A 22,164-nucleotide genomic window follows, 5' to 3' on the forward strand; every position below is an offset into this window, starting at 1 on the left:
CAATATACGATATTAGGACGCATGAGAACTGCTCTTCTCGGCACGTCGCCGCCACCAGCTCTCGGCAGCCTCGAGATCCACGACCGCCTCCCCGGTCGCGGCGTCGTCGAGCAGCAGGGGCGGCGGAGTCGGTGCCAGGGCGGTCGTCCCGGTCGGCACCGCGCGCGGCGCGGACGGTCGCGGGCCGACGCCGGCGCGGTAGGCCCACCAGGCCACGGCCGCCTCCGTGTCGACCACCGCGTCGGCGTCGCCGGGCACGGCCAGCGCCGCCGCCTGACCGCGCCGGCGCTCCGCCATCCGGTGCCGGACGCCGAGCGCGAGCAGGACCAGCGCGAGCGCGTTGAGCGCGAAGAGACCCCACGGGTACGTCGTCCACTCGACCTGGAAGGCACCCACCTCGGTGTCCCCCACCTGGCCGACCACGTGGTAGGTGCCGAACGCCGCCATCGGCAGCTCGAGCGGCACGGTGACCACGGCTTGCTCGCCGGGGTCGAGGCTGCCGACCTCGGCCGGCACGACCTCGGGCTCGACATCGTCGGTGCGTCCGACCGTCACCCGGACGATCGGGTTCTCGACCGTCTCGGTGCCGACGTTCTCGACCAGGAAGACGAGGTCGCGCTGCGGTGAGCCGCCGAAGAGCTCGCCCAGGGTGGCGTGGCCGTCGAGGTGCGCCTCGGTGACCGAGAGCTCCGCGGTGGCGTCCTCGACCGGCGTCTCGGCGGGCGGCTCCTGGATCGGCACGTCGCCGGGGAGCGGGATGTCCTCCGGCGGCACGACCGGCGCCGCGATCGGTGGCGTGGTGACCGAGCCCGGCGGCGTCTCGGTGTCGCCGGGGGTCTCGGTGCCCGGGTCGTCGGTCCCGGGGTCGGTCGGGTCCGCGTCGACGGCGCCCCCGATCACCCCGGAGATGAGGTAGACCGCGCCGATGTGGCTGCTGGTGCGGGCCTGGTCGGCGATGACCGACTCGGTGTCCTCGTCGGCCACCTCGAAGTCGGCGGTGAAGCCGCCCGTCGCGTCGACGTCGACGACCACGTCCGGGTCGCTCGTGGCCTCCGCCGAGCTGTCGGTGCCGGCGTACCCCCGGATGGTGACGGGGCGCTTCGGGTCCCAGCCGGTGCCCGTCAGCGTGACGACGGTCGAGTCGGTCTCGAGCGCCTCCGCGGCGGCGACCGTCTGCGCGCCGAGGACCGTGAAGCCGACGTCGACCTGCGTCGTACCGTCGCCGACGCGCAGCGTCCCGGTCCCGACGGGCGCGGACGACGGCACCATGAACGTCGTGGTCGCCGAGCCGTCCGGTCCGGTGACCAGATCACCGACGACCGCACAGACGCCGGCAGTGCTGCACAGCTGCAGCGTGGTCGGGGCGGACGACGCCAGCCCGGCGAGGTCCACCGACACGACGTCGCTCGGCCGGCCGGCGTCGAGGACGTCCTGGTCGGCCACGCCGGTGACGATCGCCGTGGCCGACGCCACCGCGGTGAAGCTCGCGGTGAGGTCGGTCGGGAACGGATTGGTGGCCGGGTTGGGGCCGCCGACCGCCCCGGACCCCTGCCCGTTGCACGCCACCCGGAGGGACTCGGCGGGGACGTCGAAGTAGGCCGCGTCGAGACGCACCTGGTGGGCGCCGGCGGCCGCGATCGGCACGTCGACGTCTGCCACCAGGTCCTCGACCGGGTCCCCCGCGTCGGCGGTGAACGCGACCTCGACCGGGTCGCTCAGCGGCGTACCGTCGACGGACAGCAGGAAGGACGCCGTACCGGTGACGTCGTCGATCGCGGAGATCACCGGCCCGCTGGCGATGGTCATCGCGACGGTGCGGCTGCCGCCGACCTTGGTGGCTCCCGCCGTCGTCAGCGCGTAGCCGCCGTCGGGCACCGTGGTCCAGGGCTGGAGCGTGGTCGAGACGTTGCTCGCGGGCGGCGCGTCGAGGTCGGCGGCGCTCGGGGCGTAGGCCCAGCAGCCGCCGGTCGGGGCGACCACGGCCGACGCGGTCCCGGCGGCGACGAGCCCGTAGGACGCAGCCGAGCCGACGACCAGCAGCGCGGCGAGGACGCGCCCCCCTGACCTCATCCACGACCTCCTGCTGAACCACCGGCTCCGACGATTTGGCGATGATATATTCATTTGGTGCGCGGAGGGGGAGGTTCGGTGACTCGATTCACCATTCGGGCGATCGCCGAGCTCGCCATCACCGTCGGCCTGGTGCTCGCGGTCTTCGTCTTCTACCTGCTCGTGTGGACCAACCACCGCACGGCCGCAGCCCAGGACGACCTGCGCGACGACTTCCACGCCCAGCAGCAGTCCGGGCACCACCGCAGCGCCGGGAAGGCGGACGCCCCGAAGTCCGGTGACGGCTTCGGGATCCTGCACATCCCCGCGCTGGGCAAGAACTGGAGCTGGGTCGTCGTCGAGGGCGTCAGCGACGAGGACCTCGCTCGCGGGCCGGGCCACTTCCCGGGCACCGCGCTCCCCGGCGAGGTCGGCAACTTCGCCGTCGCCGGCCATCGCGCCACCCACGGCGAGCCGTTCGCCGAGCTCGACAAGCTCCAGGTCGGCGACCCGGTCGTCGTCGAGACGGTCGACGGCTGGCTCGTGTACGACGTCACCTGGGTCCGCATCCTCAGCCCCAGCGCCACCGAGGTCCTCGCCCCGGTCGCCGGTCACCCCGGCACGCGGGCCGAGCAGCGCACCATGACCCTGGTGACCTGCAACCCCCGCTGGAGCTCCACCGAGCGCCTCGTCGTCGGTGCCCAGCTCGTCGAGCGGCGCAGCGCCGACGCCGGCCCGCCCGCCGAGCTCGGTTGACGTTCGTCCTCCGCGCTCGCGACCTCGTCCTCAGCGCCCATCGGCACGCCACCGCCGAGCTCCGTCGCCTCGCCGCAAGCCGGTGCGCGGATCTTCCGATGACGGGACTCCGACTTCCTGGCACACGGACGTCATACGGATCGTGGTCTCTGCGCCTCGATTCGTATGACGTCCCGGGGCACGACCGTGGCCCTCGCCTGCGCTTGGCTGACGTCGCTGGGCTACCCACGCAACGACCCGAGTCCCGACCGAAGCGAGTGGCACACCCTCTAGCCAGCACACGCGTCGCCGCCGAGCCGCGTCGCGCTCAGTCCTCGGGCTCGTCCGCCACGCGTCGTTCGCTCTCCTCGTCGACGGCTCGACGAAGCTCGACCGGCACATCCAGCTCGACCGGCTGGGGCGCGGCCGCCGACCCGAACGGCGCCCGGCCGCGCTGCCACCCCCGGAGCAGTTCTGCGAGCTTTCCCATCGCACCATGGTCCCAGGAAGCGACGGCCGGCGCAGTGACTCGCCCCGCCGAGCCGCCCAGGTACGAACCGGGGGCCGGGCGAGGAGATGACTCCTCGTCCGACCCCCGGCGTCGGGATTACTTCTTGTGCTTCTTCTTCACCGCCTTGACCTTCTTCGCCGGCGACGTCGCCGAGGCGCTGGCGTAGCCGGAGCGGGAGGCGGTCACGGTGACCGTGATCCGCTTGCCCGCGTCGGCACGACGGAGGCGGTACTTCTTGCCGTGGACCGCCTTGATGACGCTGCCGTTGCGCTTCCAGGTGAAGACGTACGACGTGGCGGCCGGTGTCCACGTGCCCGGCGTGGCGGTGAGGACCTTGCCGATCTTCGCCGTGCCGAGCAGTCGCGGCTTCGCGGTGCTCCGCAGGGCCGTGGTGCCGGGCTTGACCGCGTTGACCTGAACGAGCCGGTACGGCGACAGGGTGACCGGTCCGACGAGGCCGTACTCCTGGGTCAGGCCACGGTTCTTGATGCCCGTGTCCAGCTGGTACAGGCGGTTGTTCAAGGTCGTGGCCACCCGGACGACCACGGTGTTGGCGCCCGCGTGCAGGACCGCTCCCAGGTCGGCCTGTCCGGAGACCTGGTCGACCGGCACGTCGTGGCCGTTGACCGAGAGCCGGAACGAGTCGGTGACCTGGCCGAGGTCGATCGTCGCCCCGAGCGCGGTCGGCTTCCAGTCCGACGGCAGGTTCACCGTCGTGGTGTAGGTGCCGACGCCGGAGGCGTCCGACAGCTCCGGGATGTCCGACCACGGCTTGAGCCCGTTGGCCGTCACCGAGACGACCGACTTCGTGGTCTCGGACCCGGCCGCGCCGGTGGTCCCGTAGGCGTTGGCGGGCTTCCAGTCCTCGACGTCGAGGGCCCACGTGCTCCGGGTCAGGTCGACCGCCGCCGGCACGTCGGTGACCGTCGAGACGATCGGCGAGCTCGTGCCACCGAGCGTCGTGACGTAGTGACCGTTGGCGGACGCCTTGATGAAGACGTTGCTGCCGGTCGTCGAGACACCGTCGGCCGTGGTGCTGTCGACGTACGCCGTCGGGGCGGTGACGCCGAAGGTGCCGGGCGACGTGGTCAGCGCGATGACGGTGGAGGCGTCACGCTCGAGGTGGAGCTTGACCGTGACCCGGTCGCCGGCACGGCTGTACTCGGAGATCGGTGTGATCTCCCCCGACCAGGTGTCGAGCAGGACCGGGATCCCAGCACCCTCCAGGGTGACGGTGGTGTCGACAGCGTTCCCGGTGGCCATGCACGGGTTGAGGATCGACCCGGTGGTGTGGCAGACGTCCGGGTCCTCGTACAGGTTGCTCGGGTTCTGGCCGTAGAGGGCGTTGTTGCCGGCGTACGCGTCGACGCCCTGGTTGTAGAGCCAGTAGTAGTTCGTGCCCGTGGAGGCGTCCCGACGCCGCACGCTCAGGACACTGCTGGCGTCCTTCGTCTGCGCTGCCGGCAGGAGCCCGAGCTGCTTCAGCTTGCCCGGCACCGCTGCCTCCGAGGGGACGGAGGAGAACGTCGGCTGCGCCCGCAGCTGGGCGAGCACCGCGTTCAGGTCGGTGTCGGTCGTCGCCGGGTAGGTGCCGCTGTTCTGCGGGTTCCCGACGAAGATGATCGGCAGGCCGGCCTCGGCGTAGTCGAGCATCTTCTGGGCCGCGCCGACCGTCAGGGTGCCACGCGTGGTGCTGGCGGTCGGGAGCAGGAACTGGTCGAACACCAGGGCCTGGTACGCCGGGCCGTCGGCGGCCAGCCGGCCGTTCGTGACCGTGGCGTTGGGCAGGTCCAGCGTGGTGTCGTCGGCGTAGTCCCAGGTGTACCCGGCGCGCTGGAGGCCGGTGTCCTGCCAGTGCTTGTTGGACGGGTCGGTGATCCCGAACGCCGCGGGGTTGGAGTAGTTCCGGTTGTAGACGGCGACGTCGACCTTAGCTGCGCCCTGGGTCAGGACCGTGGTGGTGCGGGCGAAGTAGTCGTTGTAGGCCGCGGCGTCCGTGTAGTAGGGCTGGACGCTGGTGTAGGAGTTGGAGAACCCGGTCTTGGCGTCGCCGCCGCTGTAGTTCGGGCCGGGCCAGCTGCTCGTGGACGTCGCCGTCGACGGGCGCGTGTGGTAGACGAGTCGGGTCACGCCGCCGGCGAACTCACGGTTCATCCGGACGACGAGGTCCTCGGTCGTCTGGGCGTAGGCCTCGTTGAGCACCGCACAGCACTCGGTGCTGAACCAGGTGTTGCCGGTCATGTGGTTGGCCGAGGCCATCGACCGGTAGGTGTCGGTCTGGTCGCTGCCGATCAGCGACTCGTGCTCCGAGCGGTCCAGGGCGACCGAGGTCTGGATCTGGTCGCCACCCGCCGTGGTGGGGGTGTCCTCCTGCTGCAGCCGCAGCTTCATGTTGTAGGTGTGCGCCCAGGTCTGGAACTGCTCGATCCGGTTCGTCGTGTACAGGTCGCTGCGGACCTTGCTGAAGTCGGAGCGGATCCGTGCCGCCGAGCCGTCGCTGAACGTGTACGTCGTGGTCAGGCCGGACTGCATCGAGGTGTCGACGAGCGCGCCCAGCAGCGGCACGATGTCGTAGCCCGTGCTGGCGGCGAAGTCCGTCTTCATGTTGCTGGACCACAGCTCCTGGGGCACGCCCCACGGGTCGCCTGCGTGGGAGTCGACGAAGAAGTCGCCGGCGTTCTCCTTAACGAGGTCGCCCAGCCCGCCTGCGAAGTAGGCGTCGTAGGCGTCGGTGACCTCCTGCGTGCCCTGGGTACTGAGCGTCTCGGGGGTCGTGCCGAACGGCACCGCGCGGTAGACGGTCACGAGCCAGCTGGCGCCCGGGGTCGTCGTCGGCGCCGTCCAGCTCAGGTGCCCGGCGGTGGTGCCGCCCTGGTAGCCGGAGGTGTTGGTCGCGGTCAGGGTGGAGGTGAGGTCCACCGCGGAGTCACGCACCAGGGAGACCTGGCCACCGGTGAGGTTGGGACATCCGGCGGTGGTGCAGCGGTAGGCCACGACGGCCACGACCGTGCCCGTGGCCGTGCCGGGCAGGTCTGCGTCGACCGTGGCGCCGGCGGTCACCGGGTCGAAGCGGCTGAAGTTGAGGGTCCGTCGAGCGTAGGCGTCCGTGTTCGCGTACGACTGTCCCGGGAGTGCGGCCGCGGCCTTCAGGCTCACGGTGATGCCGAGCTGCTTGGCCTTGGCGTAGATCGTCGTCAGCTGCGCCGTGGTCGGCACACCACCCTGGCCGATCTCGACGCCACCGATGTTGTGGGCAGCGGCGTCCTCCAGGTCGGCCTCGAGCGAGGCGGTGGTGGTCAGCGGGTCGGCGGGCTTGAAGTTCCACCGCACCCACGGCTTCTCGCTGGTCGACGGGTCCGCGAACGTCGACGCGGTCAGCGGCGTGACCGGGTTGATGCTCGCGTAGGCAGCGGTCGTCGGAGCCTGCCCGTCGGGGGTCGTGCCCGCCAGGGCGGTCTGCGCGCCGCCACCCACGGCCAGCGCGCTCAGTGCGAGCGCGCCGATCGCGGCGGCGGTGCCGACGCGGCGTCCGAGCCGGTTGTCTCCCTGCCCTGCGGATGTCTCCGCAGAGCGGCTTCCCAATTTCAACACGAAGGTCTCCTGACCGTGAATCGTTTCGAATTGCGTACGGCGGTCGGTGGTCGATCAGTCACTCGATGAGTCCCTGACGGAGCGCGAGCACGACGGCGTGGATGTCGTTGCGTGCCTCGAGCTCCCGGCGGATGTGGCGCATCCGTTCGTTGACCGCACTTCGGTCACAGCCCAGAGCCTCGGCAAGGGCGTCGCGATCCAGCCCGGAAGCCACCATCCGCAGGAGACGTCGGTTCACGTCTCCCGCCGCGTCGGACCTGGTGAGGTCGGGTGCGGCGCTACGGGACAACTTCTCTCCAGGGCTTGAATCGTTTCAGCACGAAGTGGTGCAATCGTGTCCGCCGGCGTGTGACGGACGCAACCCTCTGGAGTGATCGCGGTCACACGCTTTTGAATAGCCGCCTATCTCCGAGGTGATACCCGTGGACCCGCTCGACCGCATTGACTGGAACCTCGTGCCGGCACTCGACGCCCTGCTCCAGGAGCGCAACGTCAGTCGTGCGGCTCGTCGCCTGTCGGTCAGCCAGTCCGCGGCCAGCGGCGCGCTCGCCCGACTTCGACGGCACTTCGGGGACGACCTGCTGGTGCGCCAGGGCGCCGGCTACGTGCTCACCCCACTCGCTCAGGGCCTGGCGACGCCCGCCCAGCAGGCCGTGGCCGGAGTGGGTGACCTGCTGGGGTCGACCCGGTCGTTCGACCCAGCGACCAGCACCCGCGAGTTCGTCGTCGTCACGAGCGAGTACGGGCAGACGCTGTTCGGCGCGGACCTGGTCCGACGCATGCGCGCGGCAGCGCCGTACGCCCGGCTCGCCTTCCGCGGCCTTTCCACGCCGCCCGGCACCGGAGGCTGGTTCGCCACCGTCGACGGCTGGATCGGGCCGCGCGAGGCGATGCCGGACAAGCCGTCGTCCGGCTTCTACGCGGATCGCTGGGTCTGCGTGGTCGACCGCGAGAGCACCGCTGCCGACGAGGTCCTCGACCTCAGCAGCGCCCGCGAGCGGTCCTGGGTGATCCCGACGGTCGCGAAGCACCGCGACGTGCCGTGGCGCAAGCGACTGCTCGACCACGGCATCGACCTCAACATCGTCGTCACGACGGAGAGCTTCAGCGCCATCCCCTACCTCGTCGCGGGCACGGACCAGGTCGGCCTGGTGCAGGCATCGCTGCTCGACCGTCTCGGAGCCGACACGGGTGTCCGAGCCCTCGAGTGTCCGTGGCCGATGCCGCCGCTGGCCTTCACGCTGTGGTGGCACGAGAACCGCGAGAACGACCACGCCCACCGCTGGTTCCGCGACCAGGTCGCCGCGGTCATGGCCGTGCCGCCCCCCGGAGACCCCGCACCAGCACCGGGATCACCACCGCCGCAGCAAGTAGGTGCAGCGCGACGAGGGTGACGGCCGTGGCGACATCGGCCCCCGAGACGAGCGGCGGCACCAACGAGAGCGCGGTCAGGGCACCGGCGATCCACAAGAACCTGTCCGCGGGGCGACCGCTCCAGCGCAGCAGCGCTACGGCGATGAGCACGCCCACGACGGAGAGGACGGCCGTCACGAAGGCGATACCGGACACCGGGATCACCTCGCCGCCGTCGGGGACCTCGAGGTCGACGCCGGCCGCGCGACCGAGCGCCGCGCCGACGGTGGTGCACACCGTCGCCACGAGCGTGCCGAGCAGGCCGGCTCCGACGAGCCGGCGGGTCACGCCGGGAGCCGTTCGGGCAGTCCCAGCCGCGGGAACTGGTCGGCGTGGAAGATCACGACCTCGGTGATCGCCCCGCCCGAGATGCGCAGCACGTCGATGCTCAGCGGCAGGTACGCCGCCGCGTGCTCCTGCCACAGGTAGAAGCCGATGGCGGGCTGCCGGTTCACCGACGTCGGTACGCCGCGCAGGCCCGTCAGCTCCGGGAAGCCGTCCGCGACCCAGTCGGCGACCACGGCGTCCCGGCCGACGTGCAGGCCCGGGGTGGGCGGCATCGAGGAGCGCACGTCGGCGCGCAGCATGGTGGCCAGCTCGTCGACGTCCGTGGCCACGCTGGCGTCGGTGAAGCGGCGGACCAGGTCGCGCGTCCCTGCGTCCTCGTCGCCACCGCTCCAGTCCTGGCGCTCGGCGGGCAGGTGCTCCCGCATCCCGGCCCGGGCCCGCTGCAGCGCGCTGTTGACGGAGTTCACGGAGTCGCCGAGCAGGTCTGCGACGTCCTTCGCCGGCCAGCCGAGCACGTCGCGCAGGATCAGCACGGCGCGCGGGCGGGGGGCGAGGTGCTGGACAGCGACCAGGTAGGCCAGCTCGATCGTCTCCCGCGCGACCGTGAGCGCCTCCGGCTCGTCGCCGTCGACGGCCGGCAGCTCGTCGAGCAGGCGGTCCGGGTAGGGCTGCAGCCACGGCACCTCGCCGCCGGTCGCCGGCGCCGGGCGACGCTTCGCGAGCAGGTCCAGGCACGCGTTGGTGGCGATCCGGTAGAGCCACGCCCGGAACGTCGAGCGCCCCTCGAAGGTCTCGCGGCGCCGCCAGGCACGCAGGAAGGTCTCCTGCACAGCGTCCTCGGCGTCCTCGAACGACCCGAGCATCCGGTAGCAGTGCACGTGCAGCTCGCGCCGGTGCGGCTCGATCAGCCCCGCGAACTCGGGCTCGTCCATCTCGCTCATGTCGTCCTCACGTCTCGTCGTGTCCCGTCGTAGGTGAGACGGGCACGGGGGCGAGAACTCATCACCGGCCGGCTCCCGGACTACTCGCCCACCGTGATCCGGTCGAAGGGCAGGTGCGGCTCGACGGTCGGGAACACCCAGGCGAGCAGGACCCAGACGACGACCACGAGAAGGATCGCGGCCTCGGCGACCTTGAGCCAGGTCGGTCCGGGAAGCAGGCGCCAGAGAGCGGCATACATGGGACGAGGGTACGGATCCGGTCAGTGCTCGCGCAGGAGCGTGCCGTAGCCGTGCAGCTGGTCCTCGATGCCGTTCTCGCGCAGCGCCATCCACCAGGTGGCGGCGTTGATGGCGATCACCGGCTTGTCGAGCCAGCGCTCGGCCTCGTCGGCGAGCTCGGTCATGCAGAGGTTGGTGCCGCACTGGACGATCGCGTCCACGTCGGTGTCGTCGACCTCGTGGAGCGAGGCGCGCAGCGTCTGCTCGCTGACGTGCGCGATCGAGACCGCGCTCGGGCAGCTGAGGCCCTTGATCGCGCCGACCTCGAAGCCGAGCTCGGTGAAGAACGTGCGCACGTTCGCGTCGCCGATGGGCGTGTAAGGCGTGACCACGGCGATCCTCTTCGCCCCGAAGAGGTGCAGCGCCCGCTCGCACGCCTCGGCGCCGGTGGCCACCCCCAGTCCGCCGGAGAGACCCTTGATCTGCTCGACGAACTGCCGGTTGCCCTCGACGCCGTCCCAGAAGGTCTCGGCGCTCATGCCCATGACCAGGTAGTCGGGCTCCATCGTCATGATGCCTTCGACGCAGTCGGCCATCGACGCACGGATCTGCTCGAGCAGGGCCTCCATGCCCTCGTCGTCGCCGATCCGGCCGTTGCGGATCAGGATCCGGCCGTAGTGCGACGTCACGCCGGGGACCCGCATCATGTCGAACTCGGGCTGCACGATGGTGTTGGTGCTCGGGGCGATCACGCCGAACTTGCGGCGCCAGCCGAGGCGGTCCGTCATGCACGGGCTCCTACGGATCGGTCGGGCTCGGTCGCGACGGCCGGCGTACGACGCAGCAGCCGCAGCGCGCCGAGCAGGAAGGACATCTGCACGATCGTGTTGGTGCCCTGCTCACCCCACTGCAGCGACTCGGACTGGTTCGGCCTGCCCGCGAGCGGCGGCAGGACGAGCGTGCCGACGATGTAGACGACGAACAGCAGCGCGCCGAGCCGGTCGCCGTCGCGCAACGAGAGCCGGATCGCCAGCACGCCGACGAAGACCGCGCCGACGGCGGCGACGATCAGCAGCGGCCAGGTGTCCCCCACCGCGATGGCGGCCGCGCCACCGACGACCGGCAGCACGAGGAACGGCCACCAGGGCACCTGCCGGCGCCGCCACACCCCGACGAGCGCGCACGCGATCCCGGCGAAGCCGAAGGCCAGGCACGGGAAGAGCAGGTTCTCGAGGAACGGGTAGTTGCGGCACGGCTCGGAGGCGACGAGCAGCTTCCAGGTGGCCTTCGCCAGGCCGCCGAGGAAGACCAGCGCACCGGCCAGCAGCGCGGGGACGCGGACGGCGGGCAGCACGCGCCCGGCGTACTGCCCGAGCACCACGGTCCCGGCGCCCGCGAGCAGCACCGGGACGAAGTCCTCGAGCGCGAGCGCGAGGCCGTACTCGGTGCAGGGATCGACCGCCATCAGGCGCTCGCGAAGATGTCGCGCTTCTTGAAGCCCGCGGTCATGAAGCGACCCATCGCCTTGGGCGTGGTCAGCCACGCGACCCGAGTGCCGGACTTCTTCGCCGCGAGCAGGTGGTCGGCCAGCCACGGGGTGACGGTCTCGACGCGGTCGCCCAGGATGTTGAAGATCTTCTGGGCCTTCTCGAACGCCTCGGGCTGACCGTCGTAGTCGTCCATGAGGAGGTCGGTGGCGACGATGCCGGGCGACAGGAAGCCGATCTTCACGTCGGTGCCCTTGGTCTCCTTGACCAGCGACTCGGTCAGGTAGGTGACCGCGCGCTTCGAGGCGCCGTACGTCGCCATCCCGCTCTGCACCTGGCCGGTGGAGCCGAAGCCCTCCATGTTCCAGATCCAGCCGCCCCCGGGCTGCCGGGCGAGCCCGGCCAGCGCGACGACGGAACCGTTGGTGGCGCCGAAGAGGTTGGTCGCGACGACCGACGCCACGGTGTCCTCGCCGACCTCGGTCAGCGGGCGCCGCGGCGCGGAGATGCCGGCGTTGTTGATCCAGACGTCGACGCGACCGTACGCCGAGATCGCGTGGTCCCACAGCGCCTGGACCGACTCGCGCGAGGTGACGTCGGCGGGGACTCCCGTTGCCTGGGCGCCGAGCTCACCGAGCGCCTTGTCGACGCTCGCCTGGGAGCGACCGCAGACGACGACGCGGCAGCCGCGGGCGATCAGCTCCGTGGCGAGGCCCAGCCCGATGCCCCGGGTGCCGCCGGTGACGACGACGACCCGGCCGCCCGCAGCCGTCACGCCGACTCCCAGGTGAGCAGGCCGTGCACGAAGTGGGTGGTCGTGTCGCCACGGAAGAGCTGCCACACGACGGCCAGGTCGCGGGTGTCGGCGTCGATGAGGACCTCGCGGCCCTTGATCTTCTCGACGCCACGGGCGTCCGCGCCGACGAGGTGTTGGCTGGTGAAGAGCGCCCGGCCGTACGACGTGGCGTTGCCGAAGACCTCGGGCCCCTCGTACTGGGTCCGGGCACCGTCGCGGACCCGCTCGAAGGCATAGCTGCGCTCGAGGGCGCCGGTCCAGGTGACCTGCTGGTGCGCGCGTCGCAGCGAGAGCGGTGTGTGCTCGATGCGCACCTCCACCTCGCCGAGCGAGCTCTGGTCGGCGGCGTTGACGAAGAGGCTCCCGGTCCAGGCACCCCGCTCCTTGGTGGGCAGCACCTGCGGCACCGCGCCGCGGCGGGTCTCGAGCGCGATCCAGTCCTTGACCAGCTGCTGGGTCTCGGGGTTGGTCTCGTGGTCGAAGGTGCGCGTGTAGATGCCGTTGAAGACCGCGCACACGGCCCAGCCGTCGTGCAGCACCGACGAGTAGACCTGGGTGTTGCCGTCGGGCAGCACCTGGTTCCAGGTGCGCAGGTCGGCCTGCCAGCCCGGCGAGTAGTAGTGGGCGTCCACGAAGAGGCCGTAGGGCTGGCCGGTGCCGTAGAAGTCCGGGCCGCAGTAGACGCGGTTCTCGTCGGAGTCGACGATGCCGAAGTCGAACTGCGCGCCGAGCTCGAAGCGGTTGCGCAGCGGGCCGCTGGCGTCGAGCTTGGTGTTCATCCAGTAGCGGGCGACGCCGTCCTCGATGACGCTGGCGCGGTCCACCCGCTCGAAGCCGACGTGGTTGCCGACCGCGTCGAAGAGCCCCGGCGTGCCGTGCCACTCCCCCTCGATGCGCTTCTGCCACTCACTCGTCTCGGCGGCAGTGGTCTCGGTGGTCTCCTGCACGGCGGTCATGCGGACACCGCACCGATGCTGTTGTCGAGCAGCAGGCCGCGCACGGCCTCGGTCTGCTCGTGACCGATCAGCCGCTCGACCTGCGCCCAGACCTTGTCGACGTCGGGGCTGAAGACGTTGGCACGGTTGCGGGCGTCGCGCGCGGCGAGGTCGGTGTCGGCGACGTCGGCGACGACCTCGGCCGGGACGCCGGCCTCGACCAGGCTGAACCAGTGGTCGAGGTAGGCCTTCACGGCGTCGCTGATGCCACGGAACGCCTCGTCCTCGGCGCGGTGCACGAGCATCCAGGGCGACATCATCGCGAACTGCCGCGGGCCGATCGCGGTCTTCATCAGGCCGGGCCGCGACTCGACCTCCTCGTACGTCGCGTCGAGCGGTGTGTGCGCCCAGTCGAGGTAGGGCAGGTGGGTGCCGAGGTCGACGCGCGGGATCAGGTCGAGGTGGAAGGCGTAGGTGCCCTGCCCCTGGACCGAGTCGAGCGTGAAGTGCGGGATCGCCACGTCGGCCGGGCAGAACGCGAACACCATGTGGCTGTCCAGGCCGATCTGCGGGACCGCGAGCCCGACGTACACGACCTTCGCGATCGCGTCGCCGGTGAAGACGCGGGCCTCACCGACCGGCGCCTGACCGCCCGGGAACGCCGACGACACCAGCTCGAGGAAGGGGCCGCCGTCGGCACCGGTGACCTCGGTCAGGCCGCCACGCTCGACGATCTCGTCCAGCGTGCCGTGGCACAGGGAAGCGGGCAGGCTCATGCCTTGATCTCCTCGATCGTCGAGTCGGGGTGGGAGAGGGAGTCGGTGCGCGGCACGTCACCGCGCTTGGCCCGGTCGGCGTTGCCGGAAAGGATCTCCCGGCTGCGGACCTCCTTGAAGTTCCACGCGCTCGCGAGCTCGGGCACCTCCTTGCGGACCGGCGACGGGATGACCCGCTGCTCGACCCGGGCCGGGCCCTCGCCGACGATGGTGTTGCCCTCGACGCTCCAGCCGGCCTCGATCAGCTCCTGCCGGCGCCGGCGGTAGAGCACGGCGTTGTAGTCGCTCTTGACGTGCAGCTCGTCGGACAGGTCGAAGGGCAGCAGCTCCGGGCGCACGGTGTCGACGACGACCTGGTCCTCGTACAGCACCTTGAACACGCGGCGACGCGCGTCGCCGTCGGCCCACTTGCCCTTGAAGAACGTGCGCAGCGCCACGAACTTGACGAGAGTCGTCTCCTCGTCGATCGGGATGTTGACGTCGAAGATCTTGAGCTGGCCCATCGGCGTCTTCACGTCGAGGAGCAGCAGGTTGGGCAGCCACCACGTCGTCGAGACCGGGACCGGCGGGCGCGACATCAGGTCCTTGGTCTTGTTGGGGTTGAGCATTCCCCAGATGCCCTTGGAGTTCGGCGGGTTCAGGACCACCGACACCTTGCAGTGCCAGGGCGAGCTCTCGATCTCGAACTCGGGCACCTCCGGCTTCTCCTTGTTGCCGAAGACGCCGCCGTGCACGAACGGCGTGTGCGAGACGTCGACGCCGTTCTCGAGGATCCGCTCGTAGTTCGACTTCCAGAGGAACTCGCCGGTGACGGCGCGGTACTCCTCGGTGTTGTCGATGTCGGACCAGTCCGGGATCGGCGGTCGCTCCTCCTCGGGCAGGTCACCGAGGTAGACCCACACGAACATGTACTTCTCCTGCACCGGGTAGGAGTCGATGCGGGCCTTGCGCGGGATGCCCTTGTCGGGGTGCGCGGGGATCTTCTGCACCTCGCCGTTCGGCTTGTACTCCCAGCCGTGGTACGGACAGACGATGCAGTCGCCCTTGACCTCGCCGCCGGAGAGCGCAGCACCGCGGTGCACGCAGAGGTCCGACATGGCGACGACCGAGTTGTCGCTGGTCTTGCGGTAGAGCACCAGCTGCTGGCCGAGGATCTTGACCTTCTTCGGCTTGCCGGCCACGACGTCGGAGCTGAACTCGACGGCGTACCAGAAGTTCTTGAACATCGGGGTCTCCTACCTTCGGCGGATGCCGGCGAACTCGGGACGGGGGTGGTCGGCGAGCTCCTCGAGCTCGGCCTTGGCGTCCGCCGACCCGTGCAGGTGGGCGGACAGGAACGTGGCGACGAGGTCGCCGAGCACCTCGCGGAGCCGGTCGTGGTCGGCGTCGGTGGGGGTCTCGAGGAAGCCGCGGGCGGTCGAGGGGTCCTCGGGGTACGACGCGAGCATGTGCCCCGCGCCCTCGAGGTGGACCAGCCAGGACTCGGTCGTCTCCGGCAGCGCCTCGCGCCAGGTGCGCTCGATCGGGTCGTGGCCGGCAGCGCCCGGCTGCTCGCCGTACCGGATCGCACTGGCGGCGACGACGCCGTCGTGGGTGCCGGCGACGATCAGCGTCGGCGCCTCGACGGGTGCCGGGAGCAGCGTGTTGGGCGGGTAGCCGATCATCTGCGAGGCCATCGTGTGGCCGCCGTACGAGACGACCGCGCGCACCTGCGGGAACCACGCCGGTCGGGCGGACTGCAGGATCACGGTGCCACCGGCCGAGTGGCCGAACAGGCCGACCTTGTCGAGGTCGAGGAGCCCGGCGAGCTGGCCGGCCTCGTTGAGGCCGGCGACCGCCTCGAGCACCGGGCCGAGCGCGGGGGTGGTCGGGCGCTCGCCGTAGTGCTCGGGTCCGGCGGCGACGATGTCGACGCCCGGCGTCAGTCCGTGCTCGCCGGGGAACAGCTGGCCGACCCAGTCGTAGCCCACGACGACGAAGCCCGCCTCGACCAGCCGGAAGGCCAGCCAGCGGTAGGCGTCCGCCGGGCAGTTGACGCCGGAGACCAGCACCACGACCGGGTACGGCGCACCCGCGGGGTCGACGGCCAGGCGGCCGCTCATCCGCTCGACGTCGTCGCGTGCCGCGAGCGCGGGGTAGCGCACGGTGACGTGGGCGGTGTCGTACGGCGCCTCCGCGCCGGGGATGCGGACCGCCGTACGCAGGCTGCGGACCAGCATCAGGCCTGCTCGTGGGGACGAGGCAGCTGACGGTCGCCGCCCCACAGGGCGCGGACCAGCGTGTTGGTGAGCTCCTTGCCGAAGAAGCGGTCGCCCATCTCGTTGGCAGGGTCGCGGTCGGCGATGTTGCGCCGGGTCGCGAGGTCGTCGGCGGCCAGCGCGTCCTGCTCCTCGACCGGCACCCGCTCGGCCTCGTCGACCCACGAGAGCCAGCGGTCGAGGTGGTCGGTGGCGAGCTTGGCGACGACGTCGGTGGTGCGGCTGTCGGTCGGCGCGGTGTAGGCGTGCGCCATCGGCGAGAGGCTGGCGCGCACGAAGCCGCTGCGGCTGACGAACGGGGCGAGGAAGTCGTTCTCCTGCTGCACCTGCTCCCACTCCGCGTTGAGCGGGCCGTAGTAGCGGTCGAAGGAGTCGGTGTCCGTCAGCAGGTTGGTGCGCGGCACCGAGTCGACGAAGATCCAGGCCTGCGGGAACGCCCCGAGGGCCAGGCCGAAGTGCGGCACCTTCACCTGCGGACCGAGCCAGATGGTCAGGTGGATGTTGGCGAACCCGAGCGTCGCGTTCTGCATGTGCGAGTGGACCAGCCAGTCGACCTCGGGGCCGGCGTAGCCGCGGATCCGCCCGGTCGGGCCGCCGTTCTCGCCGCCGAAGCTCTCGAGCACGTCCGTCGAGGGGTCGCGGGTGAGCTCGAACCGGTCGGCGACCTTGGCCATGAGGCCGTCGACCAGCTCCATCCAGACGCCGAAGATCTCGGTGATGTCGGTCGGCGGCGCCTCGTCGTAGAACTCGCGCACCGACTTCAGGGTCTGGCTCATCGTGCTCCTCACACTGCTCCGTGGCGCCGTCGCGGCCTCGGTGGACGAGACGACTATATATGATCTATCACGCGTTGCGAGGGGCAATCTCGCGGGTGTTCGGTCGGCTTCTCGCCGTCATTTCGCACAATGGTGCGTCATCGCGGCGGAGTCGGCACGAAAGTCCCGAAACCGTGTCCGAACCGAGGCCCCCAGCCGGCGCTGCGGTGGGTGTCGGACTCCGGAGCGTTCGCGGTTGCACGCACGTGCGTGCAGGGTGAACGCACGTGCGTGCAACCCGGCGAGCGACCCTCAGGAGCCGGGGTAGGCCGCGGCACCCAGCCCCGCTCCCCCGGCCCGGAAGGCGCCGGGGGCGTGCACGACGCAGGGCTGGGTGTGCTCGAGGACGCCCTCGTCGCCGTACTCGCGGCCCCAGCCGGACCGCTTCACCCCACCGAACGGAGCCCGCAGCGACATGCCGGTGCGGTTGTGGGTGTTCACGAACGTGAAGCCCGCGTCGAGGCGAGTGGCGACGGCGAAGGCGCGCTCCTCGTCGGCCGACCACACCGATGCGGCCAGCCCGAGGTCCCCGGCGTTGGCCCGCGCGACCGCCTCGTCGAGCGAGTCGTAGGCGAGCAGCGGGACCGCCGGGCCGAACTGCTCCTCGGCGACCAGCGCGTCGCGGTCGGTCGCGCCGAGGACCAGGGTCGGCAGCAGGTAGTGCCCACGGCTCAGGTCCGCGTCGGGGTCGACGGTGCCGAGCACGAACGACTCGGCACCGCGGTCGACCGCCGCCTCGACCATCCCGCGCACCCGCACGGCGGACGCCGAGGTGACGACCGGACCGACGGTCGCGCCCGCGTTCAGCGGGTCGCCGAGCCGCAGCACGCGCTCGGCGGCGGCCCGGTAGGCGTCGACGACCTCGTCGTGCCGACGACGCGGGACGAGGAGTCGCTTGACCGCCATGCAGACCTGGCCGGAGGTCGCGAAGGTCGCCATCACCAGGCGGTCCATCGCCTCCGGGCCGAGGTCGGCGTCGTCGAGCAGCAGCGCCGCGTCGTTGCCACCGAGCTCCATCAGGCTCGGGGTCAGGCTCTGCCCGGCGAGGGCGGCGATGGCCCGGCCGGCCCGCTCGCCACCGGTGAAGGCGACCCGGTCGACGCCCGGGTGCCCGACCAGCGCGGTGGCCGTCCCGGCGTCGCCCTGCACGGTCTGCACGACCCCGTCGGGCGCGTCGACGCCGAGCAGCTCGACCACCCGGGCGATCGCGAACGGCGCCAGCGGTGAGGGCTTGACGATCACGGCGTTGCCGGAGACCAGCGCGGGGCCGAGCTTGAGGACGGCGAGGATGACGGGCGCGTTCCACGGGGTGACGGCCGCGACCACGCCGTACGGACGACGACGCACGAGCAGCCGCCCGGCCGCGTCGTCGACGACCTGGTCGACGAGCAGCTCCTCGGCCCGGTCGGCCGACCAGCGCAGCACGGTCACGGCGAAGCCGAGCTCGCCGCGGCAGTCGGGCAGCACCTTGCCGGTCTCGCGCGCCATCAGGACGGCCAGGTCGTCGAGCTCGGCGGCGATCCGGTCGGCACCCGCGCGCACCGCGGCACAGCGGGCACCCAGGTCGAGCGCCGCCCAGCCGCGCTGCGCGCAGCGTGCCCGGGCGACCGCGGCGTCGACCGCCGCCGGGTCGGCGGCGACGACGGCGCCGACCAGCTCGTCGGTGCGAGCCGGGTTCTCCCGCTCGATCACTGTGCAGTTCACCGGGGCGCCCGCACGCCGACCATGTCGACGACCAAGCCGTCGCGCAGCGAGTTGATCATCGACGTGTTGAGCAGGTGCTTGCGCATCCGCTCGCGGTCGGCGGCCAACGCGCGCAGCTCGTCGTGGTAGGCCCGGATCGCCTCGGGGTCGTCCTGGCGGAGCTTCTCCCAGTTGTCGTGGGTGATCGTCTTGACGTAGGACAGCGCGACCTGGCGCCGCGCCTCGCACGCCTCGTCGAGCTTCTCGAGGTTGCCCTCACCGCGGACCAGCGCGAGCAGCGCCGTCGTCTCGACGTACGCGTCGTGCAGGCCGCTGTTCATGCCCATCCCGCCGAGCGGGTTGTTGATGTGGGCGGCGTCGCCCATCAGCAGCAGGCGACCGCGGCGGAAGGTGTCGGCGACGCGCTGGTGGACGCGGTAGAGCGTCGTGTGCAGGACGTCCCAGTCGCGGCCCAGGTCGGCGACGCCGCGCAGCCGCTCCTGCACGCGGGCCGGGTCGCTCTCGACCTCGTCGGGCGTGCTGGGGTCCGTCGGGAAGAGGATCCGCCAGTGCTCCGGGGTGCGCAGCAGCACCAGCCACTCGGTCGGGTCGAAGACGTAGTTGACCGCGGAGATGCCCGGCAGGATCGCCTCCAGGTCCTCGGTGGTCGAGGCGACCAGGAAGCGCTCGGGGTAGGTCATCCCCTCGAACGTGAAGCCGGCGGTCTGTCGCACCTGGGAGTTGGCACCGTCGGCGCCGAGCACCCAGTCTGCGGTGAAGGTGTCGCCGACTCCCCCTGCTCTCGGGGAGGTGGTCACGGTCGCAGTGGTGCCGTCGGTCTCGGCCCGCACCACTCGCTGGTCGAAGTGGACCGTGACGTTGTCCATGCCCTCGAGCACCTCGAGGATGATCGGGGTCAGCTTCGACTGCTCGAGCTGGACCCGGAACGGGAAGCGGGTGTCGTCGGCGAGCACACCGAGGTCGAGGTCGGCGATCGGGCCCGTACGACGGTCGCGGTACTGGAAGCCGGTCGAGACGAGCCCCCGCTCCATGAGCGGCTCGAGCACGCCGAGGTCGTCGAGCATCTCCAGGCTCGGCGGGTGGAACGTCGACGCGCGGGACTCGCCGGCCAGGGACTCCCCCGCCTCCAGGACGGTCACGCGTACGCCGCCGCGCGCCATCAGCAGCGCAGCGGTCATGCCGACGGGTCCGGCGCCTGCGACCACGACGTGCGTCTTCTCCAGGGCAGTCATGCGGGTTCTCCTGCGGCGTACCGCTGCTCGAGGGTCAGCAGGTCGGGCAGCCCGACCAGCGTGGTGAGGTCGTCCCAACCGAGCCGGTCGACCGGGGCGGCGCCGCCACCGGCCGCGATCGCGGCGTACACGGCGGCCTGCGCGCGGGCCGCGGCGAGCAGGGCGGAGACCGGGTGGATGACCACCCGGACGCCGAGCTCGCGCAGCGCCGCCAGGTCCAGCGGGGGCTCGTCGCCCGCGGCCTCGGACCGGTTGACGACGAGGGGCGGGCAGCTGCCCACGGCTCGGGTGACCCCCTCGACCACCTGAGCCAGGTCGGGCAGGCCCGCTCCCTCGACGAACACGGCGTCGGCGCCCGCCTCGGCGTACGCGACGCACCGCTCGGTGGCCGACGCGACGCCCTCGACGCCGAGGGCGTCGGTGCGGGCGACCACGACGAGACCCTGCTCGATCTCGTGGCTGGCATCCACGGCCGCGCGCACCCGCGCCGCCGCCTCGGCCACGTCCACGACGGCCTTGCCGGCGAGGTGGCCGCAGCGCTTCGGCGCGACCTGGTCCTCCAGGTGGAGGCCGGCGATGCCGGCCGCGGCGTAGGCCCGCGCGGTGGCCCGCGCCTGGAGCGCGTTGCCGTAGCCGGTGTCGGCGTCGGCCAGCAGCGGCAGGCCGTCCAGCGCCGGGACCACCGACTGCGCGACGCGGACGATGTCGGTGGCGTGCACGAAGCCGAGGTCCGGCAGGCCGAGCGCGACGGCGGAGGCGACCGCACCCGACAGGTGTGTACCGGCCACGCCGGCGCGGGCGGCGAGCCGCGCGCTCACCGCGTCGTACACACCGGGCAGGTGCACCAGGTCGGGACCGGTGAGGAGCGCGCGCAACCGGTCGGGAGCGGTCATCGGCCGTGCAGGGCCGTCATGCCCTCGACGCCGACCACCCGCGCACCGGTGAAGATCCGGATCGTCTCGACGGTGCCCTCCTCGCCGAGCCCGGAGAGACCCCAGGCCGGGCGCGGGGACATCAGGTGCAGGCTCATGATCGTCGAGCCGTTGACCTTCACCTCGCCGGCACGCACCCGGCGCGCGAACGCCAGGGCGTGCTCGGTGTCGGTGCCGACGACGTAGCCCTCGAGGCCGTACGGCGTGCCGTTGGCCAGCGCCAGCGCCTCGGCCTCGGTCTCGTAGGTGTGGACGGTCGCGACCGGCCCGAAGATCTCCTCGACGGCCGCCTCGGCGGGCACGCCGGTGAGCAGGGTCGGGGCCAGGAAGCTGCCGGACCCGTCGGGCAGCGGGGTGCTCGCGTGGGCGGCACCGCCGGCGGCCTCGCGGGTCGCGATCTCCGCGCGCAGCCGGGCCTGGTGCACCGAGTGCACCATCGGGCCGAGATCGGTCGCGGGGTCGAGCGGGTCGCCCACGGTCAGGCCCGCGAGCCGTTCGAGCGCGAGACCGACGACCTCGTCGGCCATCGACGCGGGCACCACCAGACGGCCGAGCGCACGGCACCACTGGCCGTTGAGCGTGGTCAGCAGGTCGACCGCGGCCTGCGCCGCGGCGGCCGGGTCGGCGTCGGGCAGCACGACGAGCGGGTTGTTGCCGCCGAGCTCGAGCTGGAGCGCCGTGAAGTCCTCGGCGCACGCGGCCGCGACGGCGCGGCCGCCGACCGCCCCGCCGGTGAACGAGACAGCGCGGACCCGGGGGTCGCGGACCAGCTGGCCGCCGACCGCCGGGCCGCCCTGGACGACCTGGAAGAGACCCGGGTCGACGTCCGCCTCGGCGAGCACCCGACTGACGACGCGCCCCAGCTCGGTGGTGCCGTACGGCGCGTACTCGCTCGGCTTGAGGATGGTCGGCGCACCCGCGGCGAGGGCGCTGGCGACCTTGTGGGCGGCCATCGGGGCGGGCGCGTTCCACGGGACCAGGCAGACGGCGGGTCCCAGCGGGAGGCGGTGCACCTCGACCTGGTTGCCGGCGTCGGACGTGTAGTCGTCGCGCAGCACGCCGTTGCGCAGCATCTGCGCGGCCAGGTGGAAGGCACCCGGCACGATCACGCCGACGATCGAGGTCTGCGTGATCGGCACTCCCGTGGCGAACGACTCCAGCGCCGCGATCCGGGCGACCTCCTCGCCGAGCGCGGCGCCGACAGCATCGAGCACCTCGGCCCGGCGCTCGACCGGAAGCTCGAGCCACCCACCGGCGTCGTACGCCGCCGTCGCGGCCGCGATCGCCCGGTCGACGTCGGCGGCGCTGCTGGCTGCCGCCTTGCCGAGCTCGCGACCGGTGGACGGGTCCTCCAGCACGAGGTCGAGGACCTCGCCGGGCACGGTCCACTCGCCGTCGACCAGCTGCCCCGCCTCGGGAAGCTCGATGTTCGTCACGCCGCTCCTACTTCTTTCTCTACCCTCGGCTTCACTTCGTTTCTGT

21 protein-coding genes are annotated in these 22,164 nt (G+C 71.8%); 2 read left to right on the plus strand and 19 right to left on the minus strand.

Annotated elements, in window-relative coordinates:
- Positions 1–12: 12 nt before the first annotated feature.
- Positions 13–2,070 carry a hypothetical protein gene (locus ASC77_RS05345; RefSeq protein ID WP_056149488.1) on the minus strand — a complete coding sequence of 686 codons (2,058 nt, stop codon included), beginning with the start codon at positions 2,068–2,070 and terminating at the stop codon, positions 13–15.
- Between the two features lie 78 nt (positions 2,071–2,148).
- Between ASC77_RS05345 and ASC77_RS05350 the strand changes: the two genes are divergently transcribed.
- Positions 2,149–2,805, plus strand: coding sequence for a class E sortase (locus tag ASC77_RS05350; RefSeq protein WP_056149490.1), 657 nt, complete (start codon positions 2,149–2,151; stop codon positions 2,803–2,805).
- A gap of 307 nt (positions 2,806–3,112) precedes the next feature.
- Here the strand turns inward: ASC77_RS05350 and ASC77_RS26475 are convergent, their stop codons facing one another.
- The 3 genes from ASC77_RS26475 to ASC77_RS25995 form a co-directional block, all read right to left on the minus strand.
- Positions 3,113–3,274, minus strand: a complete 162-nt coding sequence (locus ASC77_RS26475; RefSeq protein ID WP_156390919.1) for a hypothetical protein — start codon at positions 3,272–3,274, stop codon at positions 3,113–3,115.
- Between the two features lie 117 nt (positions 3,275–3,391).
- Positions 3,392–6,886 carry a glycosyl hydrolase gene (locus ASC77_RS05355; RefSeq protein WP_162249791.1) on the minus strand — a complete coding sequence of 1,165 codons (3,495 nt, stop codon included), beginning with the start codon at positions 6,884–6,886 and terminating at the stop codon, positions 3,392–3,394.
- A gap of 58 nt (positions 6,887–6,944) precedes the next feature.
- Positions 6,945–7,124, minus strand: a complete 180-nt coding sequence (locus ASC77_RS25995; protein ID WP_156390921.1) for a LuxR C-terminal-related transcriptional regulator — start codon at positions 7,122–7,124, stop codon at positions 6,945–6,947.
- Positions 7,125–7,308: 184 nt separating this feature from the next.
- Between ASC77_RS25995 and ASC77_RS05360 the strand changes: the two genes are divergently transcribed.
- Complete coding sequence (locus ASC77_RS05360; RefSeq protein WP_056149493.1) at positions 7,309–8,280, plus strand: LysR family transcriptional regulator; 972 nt, start codon at positions 7,309–7,311, stop codon at positions 8,278–8,280.
- On the opposite strand, the gene ASC77_RS05365 is transcribed toward ASC77_RS05360, so the two are convergent.
- The 15 genes from ASC77_RS05365 to ASC77_RS05430 form a co-directional block, all read right to left on the minus strand.
- On the minus strand, positions 8,195–8,587 hold the full coding sequence (locus tag ASC77_RS05365) for a DUF6069 family protein (protein WP_056149495.1): 393 nt from the start codon (positions 8,585–8,587) through the stop codon (positions 8,195–8,197). The genes ASC77_RS05360 and ASC77_RS05365 overlap by 86 nt on opposite strands.
- Positions 8,584–9,684 carry an RNA polymerase subunit sigma-70 gene (locus tag ASC77_RS05370; RefSeq protein ID WP_268788401.1) on the minus strand — a complete coding sequence of 367 codons (1,101 nt, stop codon included), beginning with the start codon at positions 9,682–9,684 and terminating at the stop codon, positions 8,584–8,586. The genes ASC77_RS05365 and ASC77_RS05370 overlap by 4 nt, the downstream gene beginning before the upstream one ends.
- The gene (locus tag ASC77_RS27110; RefSeq protein WP_200944892.1) at positions 9,609–9,767 is read right to left on the minus strand and encodes a hypothetical protein; all 159 of its coding nucleotides are present in this window, start codon (positions 9,765–9,767) and stop codon (positions 9,609–9,611) included. The genes ASC77_RS05370 and ASC77_RS27110 overlap by 76 nt, the downstream gene beginning before the upstream one ends.
- 21 nt (positions 9,768–9,788) lie before the next feature.
- Entirely contained in the window at positions 9,789–10,535 is a 747-nt protein-coding gene (locus tag ASC77_RS05375; RefSeq protein WP_056149498.1) for an arylmalonate decarboxylase, read from the minus strand.
- Positions 10,532–11,212, minus strand: coding sequence for a hypothetical protein (locus ASC77_RS05380; protein ID WP_056149500.1), 681 nt, complete (start codon positions 11,210–11,212; stop codon positions 10,532–10,534). Before ASC77_RS05380 ends, ASC77_RS05375 begins: the two co-directional genes overlap by 4 nt.
- Positions 11,212–12,009 carry an SDR family oxidoreductase gene (locus tag ASC77_RS05385; protein WP_082574460.1) on the minus strand — a complete coding sequence of 266 codons (798 nt, stop codon included), beginning with the start codon at positions 12,007–12,009 and terminating at the stop codon, positions 11,212–11,214. The genes ASC77_RS05380 and ASC77_RS05385 overlap by 1 nt, the downstream gene beginning before the upstream one ends.
- Positions 12,006–12,986: a hypothetical protein gene (locus ASC77_RS05390; protein WP_056149502.1), complete on the minus strand. Its 981-nt coding sequence runs from the start codon at positions 12,984–12,986 to the stop codon at positions 12,006–12,008. Before ASC77_RS05390 ends, ASC77_RS05385 begins: the two co-directional genes overlap by 4 nt.
- Complete coding sequence (locus ASC77_RS05395; RefSeq protein ID WP_056149504.1) at positions 12,983–13,741, minus strand: hypothetical protein; 759 nt, start codon at positions 13,739–13,741, stop codon at positions 12,983–12,985. Before ASC77_RS05395 ends, ASC77_RS05390 begins: the two co-directional genes overlap by 4 nt.
- Positions 13,738–14,967, minus strand: coding sequence for an aromatic ring-hydroxylating oxygenase subunit alpha (locus ASC77_RS05400; protein WP_082574461.1), 1,230 nt, complete (start codon positions 14,965–14,967; stop codon positions 13,738–13,740). The genes ASC77_RS05395 and ASC77_RS05400 overlap by 4 nt, the downstream gene beginning before the upstream one ends.
- Positions 14,968–14,976: 9 nt before the next feature.
- Positions 14,977–15,960: an alpha/beta hydrolase family protein gene (locus ASC77_RS05405; protein ID WP_082574462.1), complete on the minus strand. Its 984-nt coding sequence runs from the start codon at positions 15,958–15,960 to the stop codon at positions 14,977–14,979.
- On the minus strand, positions 15,960–16,775 hold the full coding sequence (locus ASC77_RS05410) for an oxidoreductase (RefSeq protein ID WP_056149506.1): 816 nt from the start codon (positions 16,773–16,775) through the stop codon (positions 15,960–15,962). The genes ASC77_RS05405 and ASC77_RS05410 overlap by 1 nt, the downstream gene beginning before the upstream one ends.
- 291 nt (positions 16,776–17,066) lie before the next feature.
- Complete coding sequence (locus ASC77_RS05415) at positions 17,067–18,518, minus strand: aldehyde dehydrogenase family protein (RefSeq protein ID WP_200944893.1); 1,452 nt, start codon at positions 18,516–18,518, stop codon at positions 17,067–17,069.
- A complete protein-coding gene (locus ASC77_RS05420) occupies positions 18,515–19,750 on the minus strand; it encodes an FAD-dependent oxidoreductase (protein WP_056149510.1) in 1,236 nt (411 codons plus the stop codon). The genes ASC77_RS05415 and ASC77_RS05420 overlap by 4 nt, the downstream gene beginning before the upstream one ends.
- Positions 19,747–20,643, minus strand: coding sequence for an isocitrate lyase/PEP mutase family protein (locus ASC77_RS05425; RefSeq protein ID WP_056149512.1), 897 nt, complete (start codon positions 20,641–20,643; stop codon positions 19,747–19,749). Before ASC77_RS05425 ends, ASC77_RS05420 begins: the two co-directional genes overlap by 4 nt.
- Positions 20,640–22,118, minus strand: a complete 1,479-nt coding sequence (locus tag ASC77_RS05430) for an aldehyde dehydrogenase family protein (protein WP_200944894.1) — start codon at positions 22,116–22,118, stop codon at positions 20,640–20,642. The genes ASC77_RS05425 and ASC77_RS05430 overlap by 4 nt, the downstream gene beginning before the upstream one ends.
- Between the last annotated feature and the right edge of the window lie 46 nt (positions 22,119–22,164).

This window comes from Nocardioides sp. Root1257 (genome assembly GCF_001425175.1).
Lineage (GTDB): Bacteria > Actinomycetota > Actinomycetes > Propionibacteriales > Nocardioidaceae > Nocardioides.

Bases quoted from the DNA above. Each gene is read 5' to 3' on its own strand.
- ASC77_RS05380 (WP_056149500.1), bottom strand. From the start codon at position 11,212: ATGGCGGTCGATCCCTGCACCGAGTACGGCCTCGCGCTCGCGCTCGAG.
- ASC77_RS05395 (WP_056149504.1), bottom strand. From the start codon at position 13,741: ATGAGCCTGCCCGCTTCCCTGTGCCACGGCACGCTGGACGAGATCGTC.
- ASC77_RS26475 (WP_156390919.1), bottom strand. From the start codon at position 3,274: ATGGGAAAGCTCGCAGAACTGCTCCGGGGGTGGCAGCGCGGCCGGGCG.
- ASC77_RS05390 (WP_056149502.1), bottom strand. From the start codon at position 12,986: ATGACCGCCGTGCAGGAGACCACCGAGACCACTGCCGCCGAGACGAGT.
- ASC77_RS05400 (WP_082574461.1), bottom strand. From the start codon at position 14,967: ATGTTCAAGAACTTCTGGTACGCCGTCGAGTTCAGCTCCGACGTCGTG.
- ASC77_RS05420 (WP_056149510.1), bottom strand. From the start codon at position 19,750: ATGACTGCCCTGGAGAAGACGCACGTCGTGGTCGCAGGCGCCGGACCC.
- ASC77_RS05345 (WP_056149488.1), bottom strand. From the start codon at position 2,070: ATGAGGTCAGGGGGGCGCGTCCTCGCCGCGCTGCTGGTCGTCGGCTCG.
- ASC77_RS05405 (WP_082574462.1), bottom strand. From the start codon at position 15,960: ATGCTGGTCCGCAGCCTGCGTACGGCGGTCCGCATCCCCGGCGCGGAG.
- ASC77_RS05410 (WP_056149506.1), bottom strand. From the start codon at position 16,775: ATGAGCCAGACCCTGAAGTCGGTGCGCGAGTTCTACGACGAGGCGCCG.
- ASC77_RS05425 (WP_056149512.1), bottom strand. From the start codon at position 20,643: ATGACCGCTCCCGACCGGTTGCGCGCGCTCCTCACCGGTCCCGACCTG.
- ASC77_RS05375 (WP_056149498.1), bottom strand. From the start codon at position 10,535: ATGACGGACCGCCTCGGCTGGCGCCGCAAGTTCGGCGTGATCGCCCCG.
- ASC77_RS27110 (WP_200944892.1), bottom strand. From the start codon at position 9,767: ATGTATGCCGCTCTCTGGCGCCTGCTTCCCGGACCGACCTGGCTCAAG.